General features: G+C 37.1%; 18 protein-coding genes and 1 pseudogene. 8 read left to right on the top strand and 11 right to left on the bottom strand.

Features of this window, described 5'->3' with window-relative positions:
* Positions 1 to 2: 2 nt before the first annotated feature.
* The 5 genes from RMB13_RS09240 to RMB13_RS09220 all read right to left on the bottom strand — a co-directional run bounded on the left by RMB13_RS09240 (position 3) and on the right by RMB13_RS09220 (position 4,069).
* Positions 3 to 1,163, bottom strand: coding sequence for an acyl-CoA dehydrogenase (locus RMB13_RS09240; protein WP_311085083.1), 1,161 nt, complete (start codon positions 1,161 to 1,163; stop codon positions 3 to 5).
* Positions 1,160 to 1,888, bottom strand: a complete 729-nt coding sequence (locus RMB13_RS09235; RefSeq protein WP_311085082.1) for a histidine phosphatase family protein — start codon at positions 1,886 to 1,888, stop codon at positions 1,160 to 1,162. Before RMB13_RS09235 ends, RMB13_RS09240 begins: the two co-directional genes overlap by 4 nt.
* Positions 1,881 to 2,225, bottom strand: coding sequence for a hypothetical protein (locus RMB13_RS09230; protein ID WP_311085081.1), 345 nt, complete (start codon positions 2,223 to 2,225; stop codon positions 1,881 to 1,883). The genes RMB13_RS09235 and RMB13_RS09230 overlap by 8 nt, the downstream gene beginning before the upstream one ends.
* Positions 2,222 to 3,211, bottom strand: a complete 990-nt coding sequence (locus RMB13_RS09225) for a phosphotransferase family protein (protein ID WP_311085080.1) — start codon at positions 3,209 to 3,211, stop codon at positions 2,222 to 2,224. The genes RMB13_RS09230 and RMB13_RS09225 overlap by 4 nt, the downstream gene beginning before the upstream one ends.
* 165 nt (positions 3,212 to 3,376) lie before the next feature.
* Complete coding sequence (locus tag RMB13_RS09220) at positions 3,377 to 4,069, bottom strand: type 1 glutamine amidotransferase domain-containing protein (RefSeq protein ID WP_311085079.1); 693 nt, start codon at positions 4,067 to 4,069, stop codon at positions 3,377 to 3,379.
* 146 nt (positions 4,070 to 4,215) lie between these two features.
* Here RMB13_RS09220 and RMB13_RS09215 point away from each other — a divergent pair, with 146 nt between their 5' ends.
* Positions 4,216 to 4,629, top strand: a complete 414-nt coding sequence (locus RMB13_RS09215; RefSeq protein ID WP_311085078.1) for a MerR family transcriptional regulator — start codon at positions 4,216 to 4,218, stop codon at positions 4,627 to 4,629.
* A 184-nt stretch (positions 4,630 to 4,813) separates the two neighbouring features.
* Positions 4,814 to 5,857 carry an acetoacetate decarboxylase gene (locus RMB13_RS09210; RefSeq protein WP_311085077.1) on the top strand — a complete coding sequence of 348 codons (1,044 nt, stop codon included), beginning with the start codon at positions 4,814 to 4,816 and terminating at the stop codon, positions 5,855 to 5,857.
* Between the two features lie 204 nt (positions 5,858 to 6,061).
* Here the strand turns inward: RMB13_RS09210 and RMB13_RS09205 are convergent, their stop codons facing one another.
* The 3 genes from RMB13_RS09205 to RMB13_RS09195 all read right to left on the bottom strand — a co-directional run bounded on the left by RMB13_RS09205 (position 6,062) and on the right by RMB13_RS09195 (position 9,136).
* Positions 6,062 to 6,715, bottom strand: a complete 654-nt coding sequence (locus RMB13_RS09205) for a hypothetical protein (RefSeq protein WP_311085076.1) — start codon at positions 6,713 to 6,715, stop codon at positions 6,062 to 6,064.
* A gap of 97 nt (positions 6,716 to 6,812) precedes the next feature.
* Positions 6,813 to 7,880, bottom strand: a complete 1,068-nt coding sequence (locus tag RMB13_RS09200; RefSeq protein ID WP_311085075.1) for a saccharopine dehydrogenase NADP-binding domain-containing protein — start codon at positions 7,878 to 7,880, stop codon at positions 6,813 to 6,815.
* A gap of 17 nt (positions 7,881 to 7,897) precedes the next feature.
* Positions 7,898 to 9,136 (bottom strand): NADH:flavin oxidoreductase/NADH oxidase family protein, encoded by a 1,239-nt coding sequence (locus RMB13_RS09195; RefSeq protein ID WP_311085074.1) that lies wholly within the window; start codon positions 9,134 to 9,136, stop codon positions 7,898 to 7,900.
* Between the two features lie 184 nt (positions 9,137 to 9,320).
* Between RMB13_RS09195 and hemB the strand changes: the two are divergent.
* Positions 9,321 to 10,291: pseudogene (gene hemB / locus RMB13_RS09190) on the top strand (porphobilinogen synthase).
* 154 nt (positions 10,292 to 10,445) lie between these two features.
* Here hemB and RMB13_RS09185 read toward each other — a convergent pair.
* The gene (locus RMB13_RS09185; protein WP_311085073.1) at positions 10,446 to 11,966 is read right to left on the bottom strand and encodes a catalase; all 1,521 of its coding nucleotides are present in this window, start codon (positions 11,964 to 11,966) and stop codon (positions 10,446 to 10,448) included.
* A gap of 76 nt (positions 11,967 to 12,042) precedes the next feature.
* The gene (locus tag RMB13_RS09180; protein WP_311085072.1) at positions 12,043 to 12,873 is read right to left on the bottom strand and encodes an alpha/beta hydrolase; all 831 of its coding nucleotides are present in this window, start codon (positions 12,871 to 12,873) and stop codon (positions 12,043 to 12,045) included.
* A 355-nt stretch (positions 12,874 to 13,228) separates the two neighbouring features.
* Here RMB13_RS09180 and RMB13_RS09175 point away from each other — a divergent pair, with 355 nt between their 5' ends.
* The 4 genes from RMB13_RS09175 (at position 13,229) to RMB13_RS09160 (ending at position 17,977) form a co-directional block, all read left to right on the top strand.
* Positions 13,229 to 14,122: an acetoacetate decarboxylase family protein gene (locus RMB13_RS09175; RefSeq protein ID WP_311085071.1), complete on the top strand. Its 894-nt coding sequence runs from the start codon at positions 13,229 to 13,231 to the stop codon at positions 14,120 to 14,122.
* Between the two features lie 38 nt (positions 14,123 to 14,160).
* Positions 14,161 to 15,405: a saccharopine dehydrogenase NADP-binding domain-containing protein gene (locus RMB13_RS09170; protein ID WP_311085070.1), complete on the top strand. Its 1,245-nt coding sequence runs from the start codon at positions 14,161 to 14,163 to the stop codon at positions 15,403 to 15,405.
* Between the two features lie 57 nt (positions 15,406 to 15,462).
* On the top strand, positions 15,463 to 16,908 hold the full coding sequence (locus RMB13_RS09165; RefSeq protein ID WP_311085069.1) for a coniferyl aldehyde dehydrogenase: 1,446 nt from the start codon (positions 15,463 to 15,465) through the stop codon (positions 16,906 to 16,908).
* A gap of 82 nt (positions 16,909 to 16,990) precedes the next feature.
* Entirely contained in the window at positions 16,991 to 17,977 is a 987-nt protein-coding gene (locus RMB13_RS09160; RefSeq protein WP_311075961.1) for an NAD(P)H-quinone oxidoreductase, read from the top strand.
* Positions 17,978 to 18,175: 198 nt separating this feature from the next.
* On the opposite strand, the gene RMB13_RS09155 is transcribed toward RMB13_RS09160, so the two are convergent.
* Complete coding sequence (locus RMB13_RS09155; RefSeq protein WP_311085068.1) at positions 18,176 to 18,805, bottom strand: TetR/AcrR family transcriptional regulator; 630 nt, start codon at positions 18,803 to 18,805, stop codon at positions 18,176 to 18,178.
* A gap of 67 nt (positions 18,806 to 18,872) precedes the next feature.
* On the opposite strand from RMB13_RS09155, the gene RMB13_RS09150 reads away from it, so the two are divergent.
* Positions 18,873 to 20,093 carry an oxygenase MpaB family protein gene (locus RMB13_RS09150; RefSeq protein ID WP_311085067.1) on the top strand — a complete coding sequence of 407 codons (1,221 nt, stop codon included), beginning with the start codon at positions 18,873 to 18,875 and terminating at the stop codon, positions 20,091 to 20,093.
* The last annotated feature ends 77 nt before the right edge of the window (positions 20,094 to 20,170 follow it).

Below are 20,170 nucleotides of genomic sequence, written 5' to 3'. Positions count from 1 at the left end.
TATCATGCCTGCTTCCCTAATAGTTTCTTGGCAATGCTCATACGGTGAACTTCATTTGCGCCATCATAAATTCTGAAACCACGTGCATCTTTAAAAATCTTGCAGACTACTGATTCATCTGTCATTGCCTGTCCACCTAAAATCTGAACTGATCGGTCCACCACACGCCAGATACCTTCAGAGCTCATCACTTTGACTAGGCTTGACTCATAATTTCCTTTCTCACCCAAATCTAAAACTTGCGCACAATAGTGAACGGCTAATCGAGTTGTTAGAATATCTATTTCATTGTCAGCAAGCATAAAACCAACGCCTTGATGATCTCCTAATCTCTTACCAAAAGATTGGCGTTCTCGTGCATATTGAGTAGCAATATCATGTGCTCTCCTTGCTTGCCCCAACCATCTCATACAATGTGTTAAACGTGCTGGTGCAAGACGAACTTGAGCATATTTAAAGCCTTTACCAATTTCACCCAACACATTTTCTTTAGGTATACGTAAGTTTTCAAAGCGTAAAATGCCGTGTCCACCTGAAAAGCATGAGTCCATAGCATTCATATTTTTTTCTAATGTAAAGCCTTCAACATTGGTGTCTGTTAGAAACATTGAAGCGGAGCCATCTTCCATTTTTGCCATAATAATCGCAACACTCGCTCCATCGGCTCCTGTAATTAACCATTTACGCCCATTAATAATATAGTCATCGCCATCTTCAATTGCTGTTGTTTGAAGCATGGATGGATCCGAGCCAGCACCCGGTGCCGGTTCCGTCATGGCAAAGCACGATCTAATTTCTCCAGCTACCAATTTTCTTAACCATCTTTGTTTTTGCGCATCGTTTGCGACAGCATCTAAAAGATGAATATTTCCTTCATCTGGTGCATGAATATTTAAAGCGATTGGACCTAAGGCAGAATATCCTGCTTCTTCGAAAGCTACAGCCTTTTGCAGATGCGACCATCCAAGCCCTCCCATTTCTTGACTTGCATGGGGAGTTAGCAGCCCCCAACGACGCGCACGACTCACCAATTCTTGGCGTAGATCTTCACTTGGGCCATGACTATCTTGACGAGGATCACTTTCTAATGGAATCACCTCTTGTTGAATAAATTCTCTAACTTTCTGTTGTAGCTCTAATAATTCATTAGATAGTGTGATCATGAGTTGAGCTCCTTTAATTTAAAGCCTTGAGTCGCGATATAAGTTTCATACACATCATCCATAGCGCTATTAAATAGCTCATTTTTAATCATATTGTACGGGGTGAAATTTTGAAGCTTGATTCGTTTGCTTATTACCTTTTGATTTTCAATCGTTAGATCAAGAATATTTAAGCAGCCATAATCTTGTTCCTGCGAATAGACATCTTTAAAGTCATGTCCATATACCCAATTAATGAGTATTCGATTTACAATATCGTGTGAAGAAATCAGGATGTTCTGGTCTTTGTCTGCTGTTAAAATCATGTTTTCAAACCATGTCAGTACACGAGCAATAAAAAGCGACCAACTTTCGCCTTGTACAAATAATTCAAGATTATTTTTATGGAACTGATAGGCCTTTTTGATTTCCAGCTCAGCATGATCCAACGAAATTTCTCTTAAACGTCCCGCTCTTATTTCTCGAATATCATCGAATGATTGAATGTGTGTATGCTCGTTTTGATAGCGCTTCAAAATTTCGGCTGTTTGAATCGAACGAGGCATGGTAGATGAGTAAATTTTTGCAAAATTAACATTTTGTAGTTGATGAGCCAATTGTTGTATTTGCTCTATTCCTCGGTCTGATAACTGCGCAAACTTAGGATTAATCGGGTTCTTATCTGCATCAAAATATGAAACGTGTCCATGCCGAACCAAATAAATTCGTAACCGATATTTATCCATGTTGAGCTGCCTTTGGTTCAGTAATTTTTAACTCTTCCGAATTAAGTGTTTTTAATATCTCAAATGTTTGATCCGATTGTTTACCTTCACGAATATCGCTAATAAACAATTGAATTGCCTCATCAACATCTTTGATTGGAAAAGAAAAATAATCTTGCACAATGCCTGAACGATGCAATGTAGAAATATCCTTTTGCAAAATATAAGCCTGCAAAATTTCCAAGCTTCTCATGAGCATTAACAAGTTATATTTCTGACTGCCCGATTGCGGTAAAAGCTCATTCTTAATGACGGCTTGGCTGGCTTTAATCAGGTCAATTATTTTTTGCTCGCTCATTCTTTTTCTCCCAATATTTCCAGGATATTTTTTTCAAGGCGGGGAACTAAAAATTCCGTTAGGGCTAATTCGAGCGATGGAGTATCCATCTCGTTGTTTCGGTCAGACTGCTGCATCGCAATAATTGCCCATCGAACATGAGACAGTACATGCCAAAACTTCATTTCAAATTCAGGGATATAAATATCGGAAATCTCAGCATAAGCTTTCGCAAAGTCCTTATATGAACCTATTCCCCCCGCTATATTTTCATCTTGACCAAAACGCCAGCATTTAGAGGTAAACCATCCTAGGTCTTCTCTTCGATCACCCCATTGAGTAAATTCCCAATCTAAAATTCCTGAAATTTGATCATCATTAATCATGATGTTACCAATGCGGTAATCGCCATGCACTAAGACCAAATCATCAACTTTTGGAAGATTGTTAAACATCCATTGAATGGCGTACTCAAGGATTGGACGCTGTCTTTTTAAGTGATCCAGTTGTTCTAGAAAACCTGTAAGCTTTTTTTCTAAATATTGATCTTTATCTGGCTTAGGAAGTAGTTTCTCTAATACTTCATCTGATTGAATGGCGTGAATTAAGGCAAGTTGCTTGCCAATGTCTTGAGTAATCTTTTTACGTTTTTCTTCTTCTGTAATTCGAACTAATTTATGGCCTTCTGTTACACCATCAATTTTTTTCATAATGAAGAAATCACTATTTAAAAAGTTAGGTGACTTCTCGAAATAAAGTGGTTCTGGTACTTTAATGCCAAAGTGATATAACCGATCTAAAAGTAAAAATTCCTGCTCCCGATCTGAACTAGCTTCTACACTAGATTCGGCATTTTTTCTCAGTACTAAAGCAAAATCTTCAGATTGAACTAACCAATTCTCTTGGATAGCTCCACCACTCATCTTTCTTAACTGAATTTCATTAGGTATTAGCCCTAGACTCTCCTGCAATATTCCGCTCAATTGCAGTATATGATTAGCATTCATTATTCACTCCTTGTAACTATTTTCATGGGAGCAAATTACATGCCATTATTTTTTTATTTAGATTCAAATACTTAAAAATTAAATATCATTTCAAATATGAAACTTATTTCATATTTGAAATTTAGTAAAAAAGAAATAAATATAAACTTGTTATGAAAATATTTATTATTTGTCTTCAAGTGCCTCAATAATAGAAAGCGCTGTTACACGTGCCGAAAAAGGATTCTGACCAGTAATTAAATTTTCATCTCTCACTACGTATGGAGCAAACGGAAGCCATTTTTTCATATAGTTTGCACCATATTCTTTAGCCAACTCTTCAGCATTGTATGGTACTTTCTTTGCAACTCCCGCTAGTACCTCTTCACACCAAGCAAAGCCAGTTAAATTTTTCCCCTCAATAAGACGTTTACCATTGGATAAATACACATTTAGAAGTCCACAATATCCATGGCAAACACTTGAAACAATTCCTCCTTTCTCATAGATATTCTTAGTGATTTCTTGCAATTCCAAGTTATTTAAAAAATCCCACATTACACCATGTCCACCTGTGTAATAAATCACATCGTAATCTTGCCAATTGATATCTGAAGGTTTTCTTGTATTTTCCAATAAGGCCATAAATGTGGAATCATTTTTTCTTTTTATTACTGATTCATCGGCAACCAATCGCCCCAAAGCTTTTGGTTCAAGTGGAGACCTCCCACCTTTTGGACTTACTATATCTTGTATATAAGACTTTTTTTCAAATTGATCATAAGCATGTGTAAGTTCACCCAACCATAAACCTGTAAGGCGATTGATATTTTCATATTTATCTACATTTGTCACAATGTGTAGAATTCGTTTTGTCATTTTCATTCCCTCTTTTTCAAATTAATTCGTCCATTTGTTTTTAATCTAGAGATAAATACTGAACTATTGAGTTTTAGCTCTAGATCTTGCTTTTTAACCACTATAAGATTAAAGTTTGCTTTAATGTCAAGAGGAAAACAGTAACCATGAATATTAGTGAACTTTCTAAACGTAGTGGTCTAAGTACGCCAACTATCCGTTATTATGAACAAATTAAACTATTGCCAAAAGCAAAACGTAAAGCCAATGGTTATAGAGAATATAGTGAAAATGATTTAAAGCAATTAATCTTAATTCAGCAAGCACAGCAAGTAGGTTTTACTCTAAATGAAATTAAAGCTTTCTTACCATCCAATGTGGTGAGTTGGGATCATGATGAACTTACAAATATTATTGAAAACAAAATTCGTGAGATAGAGGATTTTGAAAGAAAACTATTTATCAGTAAGCAAAATCTAACATCAATGCTGAATGCCATTAATAATAAGCCTGACGAAATTACTTGTGAAGAAAATGCTGAACGTTTACTAAACCTTTACTATACAAATGAAAAAGTTTAAAGTCCGGAAAAACTTAATTTCTATTTTCATTAATTTCAGCTCATAGAGAACTAGTTACTTAAACTCTTTTTGAGTATTTTTAATTTAGATCCTAAATTCAGTTAATTTATTGTTAAAAAAAGCTTGACCTTAAACCTTACTTTAATCCTAGCATTAATGCATGGCCTATAGGAGGAACATATCAATGTTCAGCAAGCTTAATCTACCTCGAACAGTTACTGCATTATCCGTAAGTTTATTATTGAGTTTTTCAGCTCAAGCAGTCGAAACTAACTCAAGTTCTGTACAACAACCATCAAATTCAAGTACTTCACAGGAAACAACTGTTGTAGAGTTTGGGCCATATAAAGTGAATGTTCCAAAAGGTGGCTATTACGATCGTTTTCGTATGAACCCGAATCTAGACGAAGTTGCAAAAGATCCTGCAGCTGGAAATATTGATTACTTTCGTACCATACCTAAAAAATTGGTAGAGACTCGAGTTGGAAAAGTTTGGTCGCCTAATTTCTACTATCGTACTAGCAATGTACAACTCTTGATGCTAGCTCCAATTTCTAAATTGAAAGCTAAACTTCCTGCTCCACTTGAACCATTACAGCCCTTCCCTGGATACGGCTTGGTTTCATTGACATTCTTCTCTTATGCTGTTGGTGATGTTGACCCATACGATGAAGTATCACTTGCTATAGTAGTGCGTCAACCGGGTGCTCATCATTTCAATACCACTGAATTATTAAGCTCAATGCGTAACCATAAATATTATGGCCATGTATTAGCTTTACCTGTAGATACCGAAATTGCTCGTGTCCGTGGTGTATATGGTTATCAACTACCAAAATGGTTAACACCTATCGATGTGAAAATTGGTGTTAAAAATGTTCAAGCTAGCATTTTTAATACTGATGGCAAACCGGACTTAAGTTTAAACGCACCATTACCAGAAATTAAAAATGTAAAACCACAATCACATATTGAAACAAAAACCATGTATCAGCTTGTAGATGGTAAATGGCACAGTACTTCTGTTGAATCTAACACACTTGCATTTGGACAAAAGCTATTTCCTAAGAATGTCCAACTTGTAAAAAATGGGGGTCCACTTAGTAAATTGCTTGATGAGTTGGGAGCTAATAAGGTTCTACGCTTTGATGTAGTAAAAGATGCTCAATTAGCATTGAATATGCCTGTCCCATATCCTTCATTAGATAAATCTACAACTAAAAAATAATTTTTAAATAGCCCTTTCTTCTAATCGGTGGAAAAAAGGGCTTTTATTATTTATCTTATATATTCTAAAAATTAATACATTTACCATTGTGCCTTAAAAAGCTTATTAAACAAAATTTAAAATTCTAGATACTCTGTACATGTGTATATAAATGTATATATTATGTCAGAACAATAAATTGATTTTCATTTTTTTTAAATTATATTATTTAAACCTAAGCTTTGAAGATGATTTTTGAGTTAATGTACCAAAATCTAACTCTAGTAAAGGTATGGCTGCATCTGGTAAATCTAATGCTTCTTGGTAGACGATTTTTGCTTGTGGGGTTAAATATAAATTATCAAGTTTCTCATCACTTTTAAAACCAATTGGGAGTTGATAATGAAATTTCAAAGGTTGTTCGACATTAAATGTAAAAATCGGTAATTGTAAATTTCTCTTATCTTTACCATACGTTGCATCAGCTAATACATAATTATGAATATAATCAATTGAAAAATTAGATAACGTCAAACTCTTCTGGTTTCCATCCTCTCCAATACGTGAATACACCATCACTGTACCTTTGGCTCTCCCGAGTATAATTTTCATTTTGGAACCAATCACAATACTGGTTACTGGATAATTAAACTTAGTTGGGTTTCCCCCAATATTCGGTTCATCAATTGGTGTAGCCGTGCCCTTGGCCTCAGCTTTAATTCCTAATTGCTCCCAAAAGTCTCTTCTTAAAGTTTCTGGGAATGTATGTACTGAATCGGATGCTGTGAATCCCATAGGGATGGTTAACCCTGCTTGAACCTTGATAGTTGAGGATATAAACAAAGTCACTAAGGCTATTTTTAAAAGTAATAATCTCATATTTATCTCAAACAAATACTGAAGTAACATTCATTGTGGCAATAAAAATTAATCCAGTGGTACCAAACACTGGATTAACATACTGTATTGAATAAAATTAAGTAATACTGAATTGACTAGAGCCTGGAATTTTAGTGACCAGATCAGCACCCATTAACTTTGAAGGTGTATATGCTCCACCCTGAACATTATTTTCTAATAGATATTGAATAATGATTAAAGAGCCATTAATAGTTAAACTATAAGTATTATCTGTCTGGATACGAATAGTTTTAATCTGCCCTTGTGAATTTCTCGCCTCACCCCATACATAAGTCGGCATATTTGCTCTTACCTGCTCATCAGGTCCAACAACAGATTTTGAAATGCGATTTTTTATCACATCTTGTATAAATTCTAACTTCAATATAGGACGTATAAGGTTTAATATTTTTGCACCACAGATCATTTTAGGGGGAGCAGGAACAAAGACCTCAATATTAGGAATTCCTGTGGTATAAAATGCAGTGGAAACATCCCCCCAAGGAATACTCATCGCTTGTTTCTCACCATCACCAAAATTAATTTTACGAACATGATGGGCCAATGCAACTTTGGTAATCTTACCATCTTTACGAATTTTTCCGCCTTCTGCCATACCCTCAGTACTGGTTTTTGCAGTACCTGGAGAAAAACCCGACTTAGAATCAAAGCCCAAAGCAAGATGGGTTGCATCGGGTAAGTTTTCTTTTAATTTTGCTGCCACACAATCGGTTGGAATGACATCAAAGCCAACGCCTGGACACAGAACCACATTTGCGTCCTGCGCTTGCTCATTTAATGATTGTGCCAATTCGAATACTGCAATTTCTCCAGTAATGTCTAAATAATGTGAGCCAGCTTTTAAGCATGCTTCCATCATTGGTTTTGAAGTCGCCGAAAAAGGGCCGGCACAATGCATCACAAGCTTTAAGCCTTTGAGTTGCTCACTCACTTGCACCGTATTATCTAAGCCAAATGTTTTAAACTCTAGCCCAAGCTCCCTAGCAAGGGCTTCTACTTTCGCACGATTACGACCTGCCAATATTGGCTTTAGTCCTTGTCGTACTGCTTTGCGAGCAATAAGTTCTCCTGTATAGCCATTTGCACCATAAATCATCCAGCTTGAATCATTTACATTTATCATAATCAACTCCTTCAGATTTAAGATACAAATGAGTATTTACGCATTTGGTCTTTATATTGGCGAGTACGACGTGCCATTGCTGCCTGTTGTAAAATAAGTGCCCATAAAGGTGAAATTTCTGGGTTTGGTGTTTTGCCAAGACTAAGCTTACGTAATTGGTATTTAACTGTCGCCATATTAGCGAGAGAAGCTAATGTCTTATTTTTCCATTGAATTGGTTTTAATTGAGGAGCTGAGTTTGCTCCATTTTTCCATTCACTTGGTAAATTAGGATTAATTGCTAAAGCAGTAGCAATACCTACCATATCAACACCACTTTCAACTACTTGCTCTGCCACTTGTTTACGACGAATACCACCTGTAACCATCACTGGCATTTTTGCAACTTTACGAATTTCTTGCGCAAATTCTAAGAAATAAGCTTCACGAGCTAGAGTACGACCATCACGTGCTTGCCCCTGCATGGCTGGGGCTTCATAACTACCACCAGAAAGTTCAACCATGTCAACAGAATATTCATTTAACATTAGAACGACTTGTTGCGCGTCTTCCGCACTAAAACCTCCACGCTGAAAATCAGCTGAATTTAGTTTAATTGCAACTGCAAATTTTGCAGAAACTACCGACCTTACAGCCTTAACAATTTCAATTAAAATTCGGGCTCGGTTCTCTAATGAACCTCCCCAACGATCTTGACGCTTATTACTTAAAGGTGAAAGGAACTGGCTTAATAGATACCCATGTGCAGCATGAATTTCTACACCAGTAAATCCTGCCTTTTCACCTAAAAGTGCTGTATTCGCAAAACGTCTAATCACCTCTTGAATCATGTCTTCTGTCATTTCTATTGGCGTATTAAAACGGTTTGACATTTTTCCTAAATCTAAAGCAATTGCGGAAGGTGCCCAAGTTTGCTGCCCTAAATTTGACTGCATTTGACGCCCAGGATGGTTGATCTGCAACCAAACCTGTGCTCCTTTGGAACGTCCAATCTGTGCCCAACGTTTGAAAATGCTCAAAGATTTTTCATCTTCTAGCACCACTCCGCCCGGTCCAGTCATAGCTCGGCGATCAACCATCACATTACCAGTGATGATCAACCCGACACCACCATCCGCCCATGCCTGATATAAACGCATAAGCTCTTCTGATGGTGCATGGTTAATATCTGCCATATTTTCTTCCATTGCAGCTTTTGCAATACGATTCGGAATACGTGAGCCATTAGGGAAAATCAGTTTTTCAAATACTTTCATTTTTGTAGCCTCATTCATTATGGATACACTTTAAGATTAAAGCCTACTTTAATGTCAATATTTTTTTTATAAAAAATAATTATTCTGGAAATCAATAAATAAATAGCTGAATTTACATAATTTAATATTTAATTAATTTTAATTCTTTAAACTTTAGGAACTGTTTTTATTAAGTAAGATCATTATGATGAATTTAAGAAGATTACGGGTAAATACAAATGTTAGAAATTTGGTTAAAGAAACAAACATCCATTTAAATGAATTAATTTACCCCATCTTTGTAGAAGAAAATTTAACCAAAAGGCAAGAAATAAAAACTTTACCTGGTCTCTATCGTTTTCTGAAACAGAATTAGGTGAAGAAATAAAAGAACTTTATCAATTAGGAATACGAGCTGTTATGCCTTTTGGTATTTCACATAATAAAGATGAAGAAGGTACAGATACGTGGTGTGAAAACGGTTTACTTAGTCGCATGATTAAAATCATTAAAACAACATGTCCGGATATGATTGTGATTCCAGATATATGTTTTTGTGAATACACTTCTCATGGGCATTATGGTGTAGTGTGCAATGAAACAGTCGATAATGATAAAACACTAGAAAATTTAAAAAAACAAGCAGTTACTGCTGCAAAAGCTGGTGCTGATATTTTAGCACCATCCGCTATGATGGATGGCCAAGTTCTTGCTATTCGAAAAGGATTAGATGATGCAGGTTTCCAACACGTTGGTATATTAGCGCATACTATAAAATTCTCCTCTGCTTTCTATGGCCCTTTCCGTTCCGCTGTTGATTCTCAGTTAAAAGGTGATAGAAAAACTTATCAAGCTGACTTTCATAATGCATATCAAGCATTAATCGAAGGAGATTATGATGAGCAAGAAGGTGCAGATATTTTAATGGTTAAACCTGGGACACCTTACCTAGACATTTTAAGTAAATTACGTAATAGAACAAATCGCCCCCTTGCAGTTTATCAAGTTGGAGGTGAATACGCCTCAATTAAATTTGCTGCTTTGGCAGGTGCTTTAGATGAAATACAAACTGTATATGAGACTTTAATCGGATTTAAACGTGCTGGGGCAACAATGATTGTTAGCTATTATGCAAAGCAATATGCTGAATGGATAAATGATAAAAAAATAGATTAGTGAACATATAAATTAAGTATAGGGATAATGGGTCTTACCTCCCATTTTCCCTATATACCTTCAAATTAAAACTATATTAGTCATTTAAAAGTTAATTTTATAAAGTAATGTGCACTATATTGTATAAAAGCTATCTTTTTGAATATTTTAGACCTTAGAGAAAGCTAGGTAAACCACGCGCAGGATCAGTCTCTCTAGCTGATTGGGCATTTTCAACTGTCAGACCAAGAGCCTTAGCGACACCTTCACCATAAGCTGGATGACATGCATAACAGTTACGAATGTGACGATATTTAATGAAATCAAGAGCATCGCCCATTGCACGTGCAGTATTATCAAATAAAGCCTGTTGTTGTTCAGGAATCATAAGTTCAAACAAAGCACGAGGTTGACTGAAATAATCATTGTCATCTTCACGATAGTTCCAAAAATCAGCATCCCCATTAATTTTTAACGGTGGTTCTTTGTACTGAGGCTGCTCTTGCCATTGTCCAAAACTATTTGGCTCGTAATGTGGAAGACCATCATAATTGGCATCAATGCGTCCTTGACCGTCACGGTGATTACTATGAACTGGACAACGCGCTGCATTTACAGGTATTTGCTGATAATTCACACCTAAACGATAACGCTGAGCATCAGCATAGTTAAATAAACGTGCTTGCAACATGCGGTCTGGTGAAGCGCTAATGCCAGGAACCAGATTACTTGGTGCAAAAGCAGATTGTTCAACATCTAAGAAGAAATTTTCAGGGTTCCGGTTCAGCTCAAACTCACCCACTTCAATTAATGGATAATCTCCATGAGGCCAGACTTTTGTTAAATCAAATGGATGATATGGAACCTTTTCAGCATCTTGCTCAGGCATTACCTGTACATACAAAGTCCACTTAGGGAAATCTTTTCGTTCAATCGCATCGAATAAATCACGTTGATGACTTTCACGATCATGCCCCACTAATTCACCAGCTTCGGCATCTGTTAAATTTTTAATTCCCTGTTGGGTCCGGAAATGAAATTTCACCCAGAAACGTTCATTCGCACTATTGATGAAACTATAGGTATGGCTACTAAAACCGTGCATATGGCGGTAAGAAGCAGGAATACCTCGATCAGACATGACAATAGTGACCTGATGTAAAGCTTCAGGTAATAAAGTCCAGAAATCCCAGTTATTTGTTGCGCTACGCAAGTTAGTTTTAGGATCGCGTTTTACTGCTTTATTTAAATCTGGAAATTTACGTGGATCACGTAAGAAGAACACAGGTGTATTATTCCCCACCATGTCCCAGTTACCTTCCTCTGTATAAAACTTTAAAGCAAAACCGCGAATATCACGTTCTGCATCTGCAGCTCCACGTTCACCAGCTACTGTGGTAAATCGAGCAAACATTTCGGTTTTTTTACCAATTTCGCTAAATATTTTAGCGCGGGTATATTGAGTAATATCATGAGTCACAGTGAAAGTACCGAATGCACCTGAACCTTTTGCATGCATACGACGTTCTGGAATTACTTCACGTACAAAGTTAGCTAATTTCTCGTTTAGCCATAAGTCTTGAGCAAGTAGAGGGCCTCTTGCACCTGCCGTCATACTATTCTGGTTGTCTACAACTGGAGCCCCAAAATCAGTAGTAAGTTGGGAAAAAGGACATTTTTTAGTATCGTCATTCATTAATATGCACCCGAAAAATAATCAATCGAATCAATATAAAAAAGGCAGTCAATTTTGGCTGCCCTCTTTTTTAAACTTAACTTCTAATAAATGCTAAAAGATCTTTATTAATTGTTTCTGCTTCTGTAGTTGGCATTCCGTGAGGGAATCCTGGATAACTAATCAAAGTACCGTTTTTAACGAGTTCCGCAGATTTTTTACCTGAAATTTCAAAAGGAACCACCTGATCATCTTCACCATGTAAGATAAGAACTGGAACTTCGATCTTTTTGAGAGCTTCAGTAAAATCTGTTTGAGAGAAGGCAACAATTCCGTCGTAATGAGCTTTTGCTCCACCCATCATGCCCTGACGCCACCAATTTAACACCACAGGCTCTGATACTTTCGCTCCTGGGCGGTTAAATCCATAAAATGGACCTGCTGGTACATCGTGATAAAATTGTGAACGATTTTTAAAAAGTTGATTTTGAAGGTCATCAAAAACTTCTTTTGGTAAACCATCTGGATTACTTTCAGTTTTTACCATGAGTGGAGGAACGGCACTAATTAAAACAGCTTTAGCTACAGGGTCATTAGGATAACGAGCAACGTAATACGCTACTTCACCACCACCTGTTGAATGCCCTACATGCACCGCGCCTTGTACACCTAAATGCTCAACCACAGCAGCAACGTCATCTGCATAATGGTCCATATCATGACCATCCCAGACTTGAGTTGAACGACCATGGCCTCTTCGATCATGAGCAACTACTCGGAAACCCTCTTTTAGGAAAAAAAGCATTTGAGCGTCCCAGTCATCTGCGCTTAGAGGCCAACCATGATGAAAGAAAATAACAGGAGCATCTTTTGGACCCCAGTCTTTATAAAAAATTTCAACGCCGTCTTTTGTAGTTACATATCCCATTTTTGTTACTCCTGTGTAATGTTTACACTTTGGATTAATTCGTTGTGCTTTAATTTTCTTCAAAGCTTTATTAAAAGAAATATATTAAGGATGACTTTGATAAAGCTTTAAAATCATAGTAACCTTAAAGTTAACTTCAAGGTCAAGGTTTTTCTTAATAACAACTGTTTAGAAATGTAAATATCAGTTTTAACTATAAATTTATTTAATTTTTTTGTACTAACCGAACCAGAAGTCTTAAAAAACCACTTGACATTAAAGCAAACTTTAACCTTATAGTGATCTCATACCTCGTAATGGCCTTGTTCTTATACAAGTTGTCTGAGTGGTTTAATCAATGTAAAGGTTAACTAATATGAATACAAATAAACAGTTTACTGAAGTTGAATTTGGTCAACAAAAAGTCAAAGTTCCCAAAGATGGCTATTATGATCGCTTTCGTATGAATCCTGATCTGAATGAGGTTGCAAAAGATCCTGCAGCTGGAAATATAGATTTTTTCCGTAGTATTCCAAAAAAATTAGTTGAATCAAGAGTTGGTCCTGTTTGGGCACCAAATTTTTATTATCGTAGCGGCAATGTACAAGTTTTGATGCTTGCTCCAATTAAGCTCTTAAAGAAAAAATTACCTTCTCCTTTAGTACCATTAGAAGCTTTTCCTGGCTATGGATTAGTTGCCCTAACTTTCTTTACTTATTCTGTTTGTGATAACGATCCATATAATGAAGCATCTGTAGCTATTGTAGTTCGTAAACCTAAAGCCCATGGCCCTCATGCCTTAGAGCTGATTAACTCTATTCGTAAACGTCATTTTTACGCACACGTATTAGCTTTACCTGTCGACACAGAAATTGCCCGAGTGCGCGGAGTATATGGTTATCAATTACCAAAATGGCTAGCTGAAATTGATGTAAAAATTAATAACAAGAAAGTTGAAGCAGCACTTTCAACGTACAACAAATTAGATGTAAGTCTCACAACCGCAACTCCTCGTTTAAGGCAAGTTAAATCTGAATCGCGCATGGGTAAAACTACAATGTTGCATTCAGTGGATGGAGAATGGCATCAAACTTTAGTTCAAACCAACATTCTCTCATTTGGTGAAAAACTCTTTCCGCGAAAGGTAAAAGTGACACGCCATGGAGGCCATGTGAGCCAGCTCTTAGATCAGTTAGGTGCTTCTACTATTCTTCGCCTCGATGTTATTGATGATGCTCAGGTAGTGTTAAACCTACCGACTAAGCTTTAAAAAAATCAGCTATTTAACCAGCTTGGGATAGTTAAGCAATGAGCAATACAAATTATGATCTGGTTGTATTTGGTGCAACAAGTTTTGTTGGAAAGATTCTCACAAAATATCTAGTGGAATACTTTTCTACACACAATGAACAGTTAAATTGGGCAATAGCAGGAAGGTCTCAAAAGAAATTACAAGAGGTGAAAGATTCTCTTGGTCCATCTGCTCAATCTTTACCGATTCTTGTAGCCAATGCCACAAATGAAATAGAACTCAATAATTTATGTTCCCAAACACACGTTATTGTTTCTACGGTTGGGCCATATGCACTCTATGGTGAACCCTTAATCAAAGCATGTGTAACCAATGGTACAGATTACTGTGATCTCACTGGGGAAACTCAGTGGATTAAAAAAATGATAGAGAAATATGAATCTCAAGCTCAACAATCAGGTGCACGTATTGTTCATTGCTGCGGTTTTGATTCAGTTCCATCAGATATGGGCGTTTACTATCTTCAACAGCAAGCAATAAAACAATTTGGTGAACCTGTCACTCAAGTCAAAATGCGTGTAAAAACCTTAAAAGGTGGTGCTTCTGGTGGGACTGTCGCAAGTTTAATTAATGTTATTCAAGAAGCTGCTGCTGACCCAGCATTACGTAAAGACCTTATTAATCCTTATTCAATTTGTCCTAAAAACCATAGTTTTATTCAAAAGCAAGATTATGTAAAAGCAGCAAGATTTGATTCTGATTTCGACACATGGATTGCTCCATTTGTCATGGCCGCTATCAATGAAAGGGTTGTCCATCGCTCCAATGCCTTATCTGGTAAAGCATATGGGCACAATTTTACTTATAACGAAGCCATCCTGACCGGAAAAGGTTTTAAAGGCCGTTTAAAAGCAATTGGTATTGTCGCAGGTTTAGGGGCTTTTATGCTTGCGGCTGTCAACAAGCCAATTAGCCAAATAATGGAACATTATCTTTTGCCTAAATCTGGTGAAGGACCAACACCTGAACAGCAACTTACTGGACGTTTTGATTTACGTTTTCTAGGTAAAACCAATGACGGTAAAAGCCTACGAATTAAAGTAACGGGTGATCAAGATCCAGGTTATGGCTCAACAGGAAAAATGTTAGGCCAAGCTGTACTTAGTCTTGCAATTGATCACGTTGAAAATGGACAAAAAACTGGCCGTAAAGGTGGTTTTTGGACACCAGCCACTATGTTTGATGATCGGTTTATTCAACGATTATCCAAACATGCAGGAATAGTTTTTGAGGCTGTTTAAATATCCCAAATTCCAAATTAGTAGCAGTTTATCTGCCCAAAAATCATGAGGTTTAAGATGAACACTCTCAATGAAGTAAGCAGCACGGTAGATGTATCAGAGATACTCTCTCGACAACGCAAAGCTTTTTTGAAAGCTGAACCACCAACACTTGAACAGCGTAAAGCAAATCTCGCAAAGCTTCGTGCTGCGATCATTGAATATCGTAGTGAATTACAAGTTGCTGCAAGTGAAGACTTTGGACACCGTTCATATCATGAAACAGATGTGATGGAACTTGTTGGTATCATCCAGTCCATCGATTATTTAACGCGTAATTTACGACGTTTCATGAAGCCAGAAAAGCGTCATGTCAGCTTATTCTATCGCTCGGCTAGTGCTCACATAGAATATCAACCTAAGGGAGTTATTGGAGTCATGGCTCCTTGGAACTATCCTATTTCTCTTACACTTATTCCGCTTGCTACAGCTATTGCTGCTGGTAACCGAGCAATGCTTAAACCATCAGAACTCACGCCTCGAACAAGTGAAGTGATTTCACGCATGCTTGCAGCGAACTTCTCAATCGAAGAAGTTGCGGTTGTTTTGGGCGGGCCTGAAGTTGGTGCTGAATTTAGTACGCTGCCTTTCGACCATTTATTGTTTACTGGAAGCACGCCTGTAGGCCGTAAAGTTATGAAAGCGGCAAGTGATAACCTAGTTCCGCTCACTCTTGAATTAGGTGGTAAAAGCCCAGCTATTGTAGGTCGAGGCCACGTAAATTCGAGAACCATGACCAGTATTGCCTATGGAAAATTATCCAATGGTGGACAAACGTGTGTTGCTCCAGATTATGCTCTTGTTCATGAAGATGATTTAGAAGCATTTATTGAAGAATACAATGCGACCGTCTCTCGATTCTATCCAAACGGACCAGATTGTGATGACTATACTTCCATTGTCAATGAACGTCATTATGCTCGTTTACAAGGCTTACTTGATAGTGCAAAACAAAATGGCGCACGAATCATTGAACTAGGAATCAAACCTGAATCGGCAAAGAATCGTACTCGTACTCTTGTTCCAACACTTGTTGTAGGAGCAAAAGATGATGATGCAATTATGAAAGAAGAAATCTTTGGCCCAATTCTACCCGTACGTACCTATCGTGATATTGATGAAGTGATTAGCTATATCAATGAACGAGACCGTCCACTCGCCTTATATTATTTTGGTGAAAAAGATGCAGATTGCAAAAAACTGCTACGACGTACGACTTCAGGTAACGTTGGTATTAACAACACCATAATCCATGTGGCACAAGACGATCTGCCGTTTGGAGGCATCGGTCCAAGTGGTATGGGTGCTTATCATGGAATTGAAGGTTTCCGTTCTATGAGCCATGCAAAAGGTATCTTTGATCAGGGCCGCTGGAATTTCCCAAGTTTCTTACATGCTCCTTTTGGGAAGTTTATGGAATTAGCCCTTGCGATTACTTTAGGCAAGAAAAAATCAAAATCTTAATTTTTTCATCACAAGCAGGATTGAGAAATCTATCTAAGTCCTGCCTTCTTATATAAACAACGTCTAATAAGGAAACAACTTTATGAAATGTATTACTTTTAACGGTGCAGGTGGTCCTGAAGTCATTACGGTTAGTGAAAGAGCTATGCCTGAAATGACAGAGGATGGAATATTAATTGAAGTAGTAGCTGCAGGAATTAATGGCCCTGATGTTATGCAACGTCAAGGTTTATATGCCCCGCCCCCTGGTGTAACAGATATTCCAGGATTAGAAGTTTCTGGAATTGTTAAACAAGTTGGCAAGCAAGTGACCAAATTTAAAGCTGGTGATGAAGTTTGTGCGTTAGTTCAGGGTGGAGGCTATGCGGAATATGTTGTTGCCCATCAAGATAACGTACTCTTTATTCCTGAAGGCCTGACTTTAATTGAGGGGGGAATTTTACTAGAAACTTTCATGACAGTTTGGTCCCATCTTTTCCAACATGCAAAATTCCGCCCAAATAGTTCTATTTTAATTCATGGAGGTACTTCAGGAATTGGTACAACAGCAACCATGTTAACTCGAGCTTTTGGAGCTACTCAAATTTTTACAACAGTTTCGAGCAAAGAACATCAAGAAGCAAGTTTAAAAATTGGTGCTGATGTAGCAATAAATTATAACGAAGATGATTTTGTTGAAGTAGTAAAAAAACATACAGATGGCAAAGGGGTAGATTTTGTCTTAGATATTATTGCTGGTGATTATATTCAGCGAAATTATGATGTTGCTGCAATGAATGGGGTTATATTGCAGATAGGTGTACTTAAAGGCCTAGCCGACAAAGTAAATATTTTTCCAATGTTAGCAAAACGTCTCACGCATACTGGTGCGACTCTTCGCTCGCAATCTGCAGAGGCTAAAGCTGAAGTTATGGCGGCTCTTCAGGAAAAAGTATGGCCTTTGATTTCAAAAGGGCAATTAAAGCCATTATTGTATAAAACTTTTGATTTAGAAGAAGCACGCCAAGCTCATGAATTACTACAAAAAGGTGAACATGTTGGAAAACTAGCACTAATAGTAAAAAAATAAAAATTAAAAAAATCAGAGAGTTAAATTAAATAATTTTAACTCTCTTTTACCATACAAATTAGTAGTGAATGCTTTTCTCTATTTTTATTAAAAGGAGTTTTTGTCTCTAAAAAAGATATATCCTCTATTAAACAATAAAGATTAGTTATTAAGATTCATTAAAGCTTTAATGTTAGTTGAAAATTTATATCTTTTAGCTTATGCCTTAAGTGAAATCGCTTGATTTACCAAGTCAGCTTCCGCACCTAATCCAATTAAACTTGTAGTAATAATATCTTTATAAGATTTCATTGGCTCTTTGTCTTTTGAAAGATAACCTGCAAGTTCCAACATTAAACGACCATGCATAGTTGCCCAAATAAATTGAGTTGCATGATGAGTTGTCTGCGTGAAGACCTTTTCTTTAACGGCTTCTGAACAAAGATTATGAAGAAATTTAAGTGTTTCTATACCTTGTTCCAACTCTTCACCTGAACGCTGGTATCCACCAATACTTTCTGCTGCAAACATTACAGCATAGAGATGCCTATGTACTAAAGCGAACTCACGAACATTACATGTTACATTCCATATATTTAATAGAATGTTATTTGTATTTGGGGTCTGTTGGAGTATTTGTAATAACTGTAAAAAACCATAATCAACTACAGAAGAAACAAGATTAGTCATAGACCCAAATTCTCTATATATCAGAATACTAGTTCCGCCTATTTTCGTTGTAATTTTTCTGGCAGTCATAGCATTAGGTCCATCTTCTTCAAGCAACTCAACAGCAGCAAGCGTCAATATTTGACGACGATCATGTTGTTTTATTAAAGAAGTTACCATTAAAAATCAGCCTTATAATATTTCATTTACAAGTTTATTATACGTGTGATATAACACCGTTATCAAAATGACTAATTTAAATTTCTCCACACTTGAACAGAATCCAGAACTTGAAGCCCGTGTTGAGAAGCTAAAACTATTAGCTTCTCAGCCATGTTCTGAACAATATCTTGATGTAAAGGATATTGATCTTGAAGCTTGGAACCATGTCGGCGATCCACTTTGTGAAGCAGTTATGGCTGAACTCAAAGCAAATAAGATGCTGGCGGGTGACAAATATACCAATGCCCGTAAATTACAGGCCCAAGGAAATTCTGCTGCTATTGCTTTTTTTGCTGATGTTGAAACTATTCCATCATGGCTAGATTTTGAGGCCATGCAGTTAGGTGCAAAGATGGCAGCTCGCAATCCAATTGGCATGCTATTCGGTATGCATGGTGGCTTACCATTTACTTATATTGATCCAGCAACGGCACTAGTCATGGGTAGTACCGGACGATTAGCGAAAGGTGGAGATTACCGCCGTCGTTATTGGGAAACAGCCACTGGTTTTGTTGGCGCATTGGATGTTGAAGGGATGAAGCCAGGTGGTGCCAGCTGGGAATTATGGGTTCGTATCCGTTTTCTCCATACCATGATTCGTATGGGAATTTTACATGCAGATCAATGGCAACTTCCAACAGCTATGCCGATTAGCCAAGTTGCTTCAGCTGCAACGGCTCAGATTTTTGGGCCTTATAGGGTAAATATTATTCGTTATTTTGGTGGGAAAGTAAGTAAAGAGGAAGAAGATAGTTTTTCATTAATGTGGCGCTGGATTGCCCGTATTGAGGGAGCTAATAATCAACTGTTAGGGAAAACACACGAACAACAGTTCCAAATCCAAACCAGAATGCACCAATTTCTTTATGGCAAAAGTAAAGAAGCGGCAGAAATTACACAGGGAGTCATTGAAGGAGCATCAACAATGAAAGTTTTTCCTCTTTCTAAACGAATGCATACCGCGGTTGTCCGACGTTTATTATCAGAAGAAATGCTGCAAACTTTACCCGGCTATAATTTCCCTAATGATTTAGAGCTCCCTAAGGACCACTCTGCTGCTCTTGCGTTAGAAGTGGTGTCAGGTTCATTAAGACTATTAAATAAAATTACTCATATTCCAACCGTCAAAAAAATAGTCGAGCATCATGGACTACGACTCCTAGATCATGTGGTAGAGAAAGGTCTGGATGGAATTAAAGCTGAATATCAGGCAACCGCAATTAAATGTCCAGCTGGTCACAGTTAATACACAGAAGCTATAAAAAAGTTCAAAAAGTAAATTTTCAGGATTGAAACTTACTCTCCTTTATTTCATTAAGGAAA

Origin of the sequence: Acinetobacter sp. V102_4, assembly GCF_031799005.1 — a bacterium.
GTDB classification, from domain to species: Bacteria; Pseudomonadota; Gammaproteobacteria; order Pseudomonadales; family Moraxellaceae; genus Acinetobacter; species Acinetobacter calcoaceticus.
The sequence above is the reverse complement of the archived record's forward strand: the minus strand, read 5'-3'. Positions and strand labels throughout refer to the sequence as shown.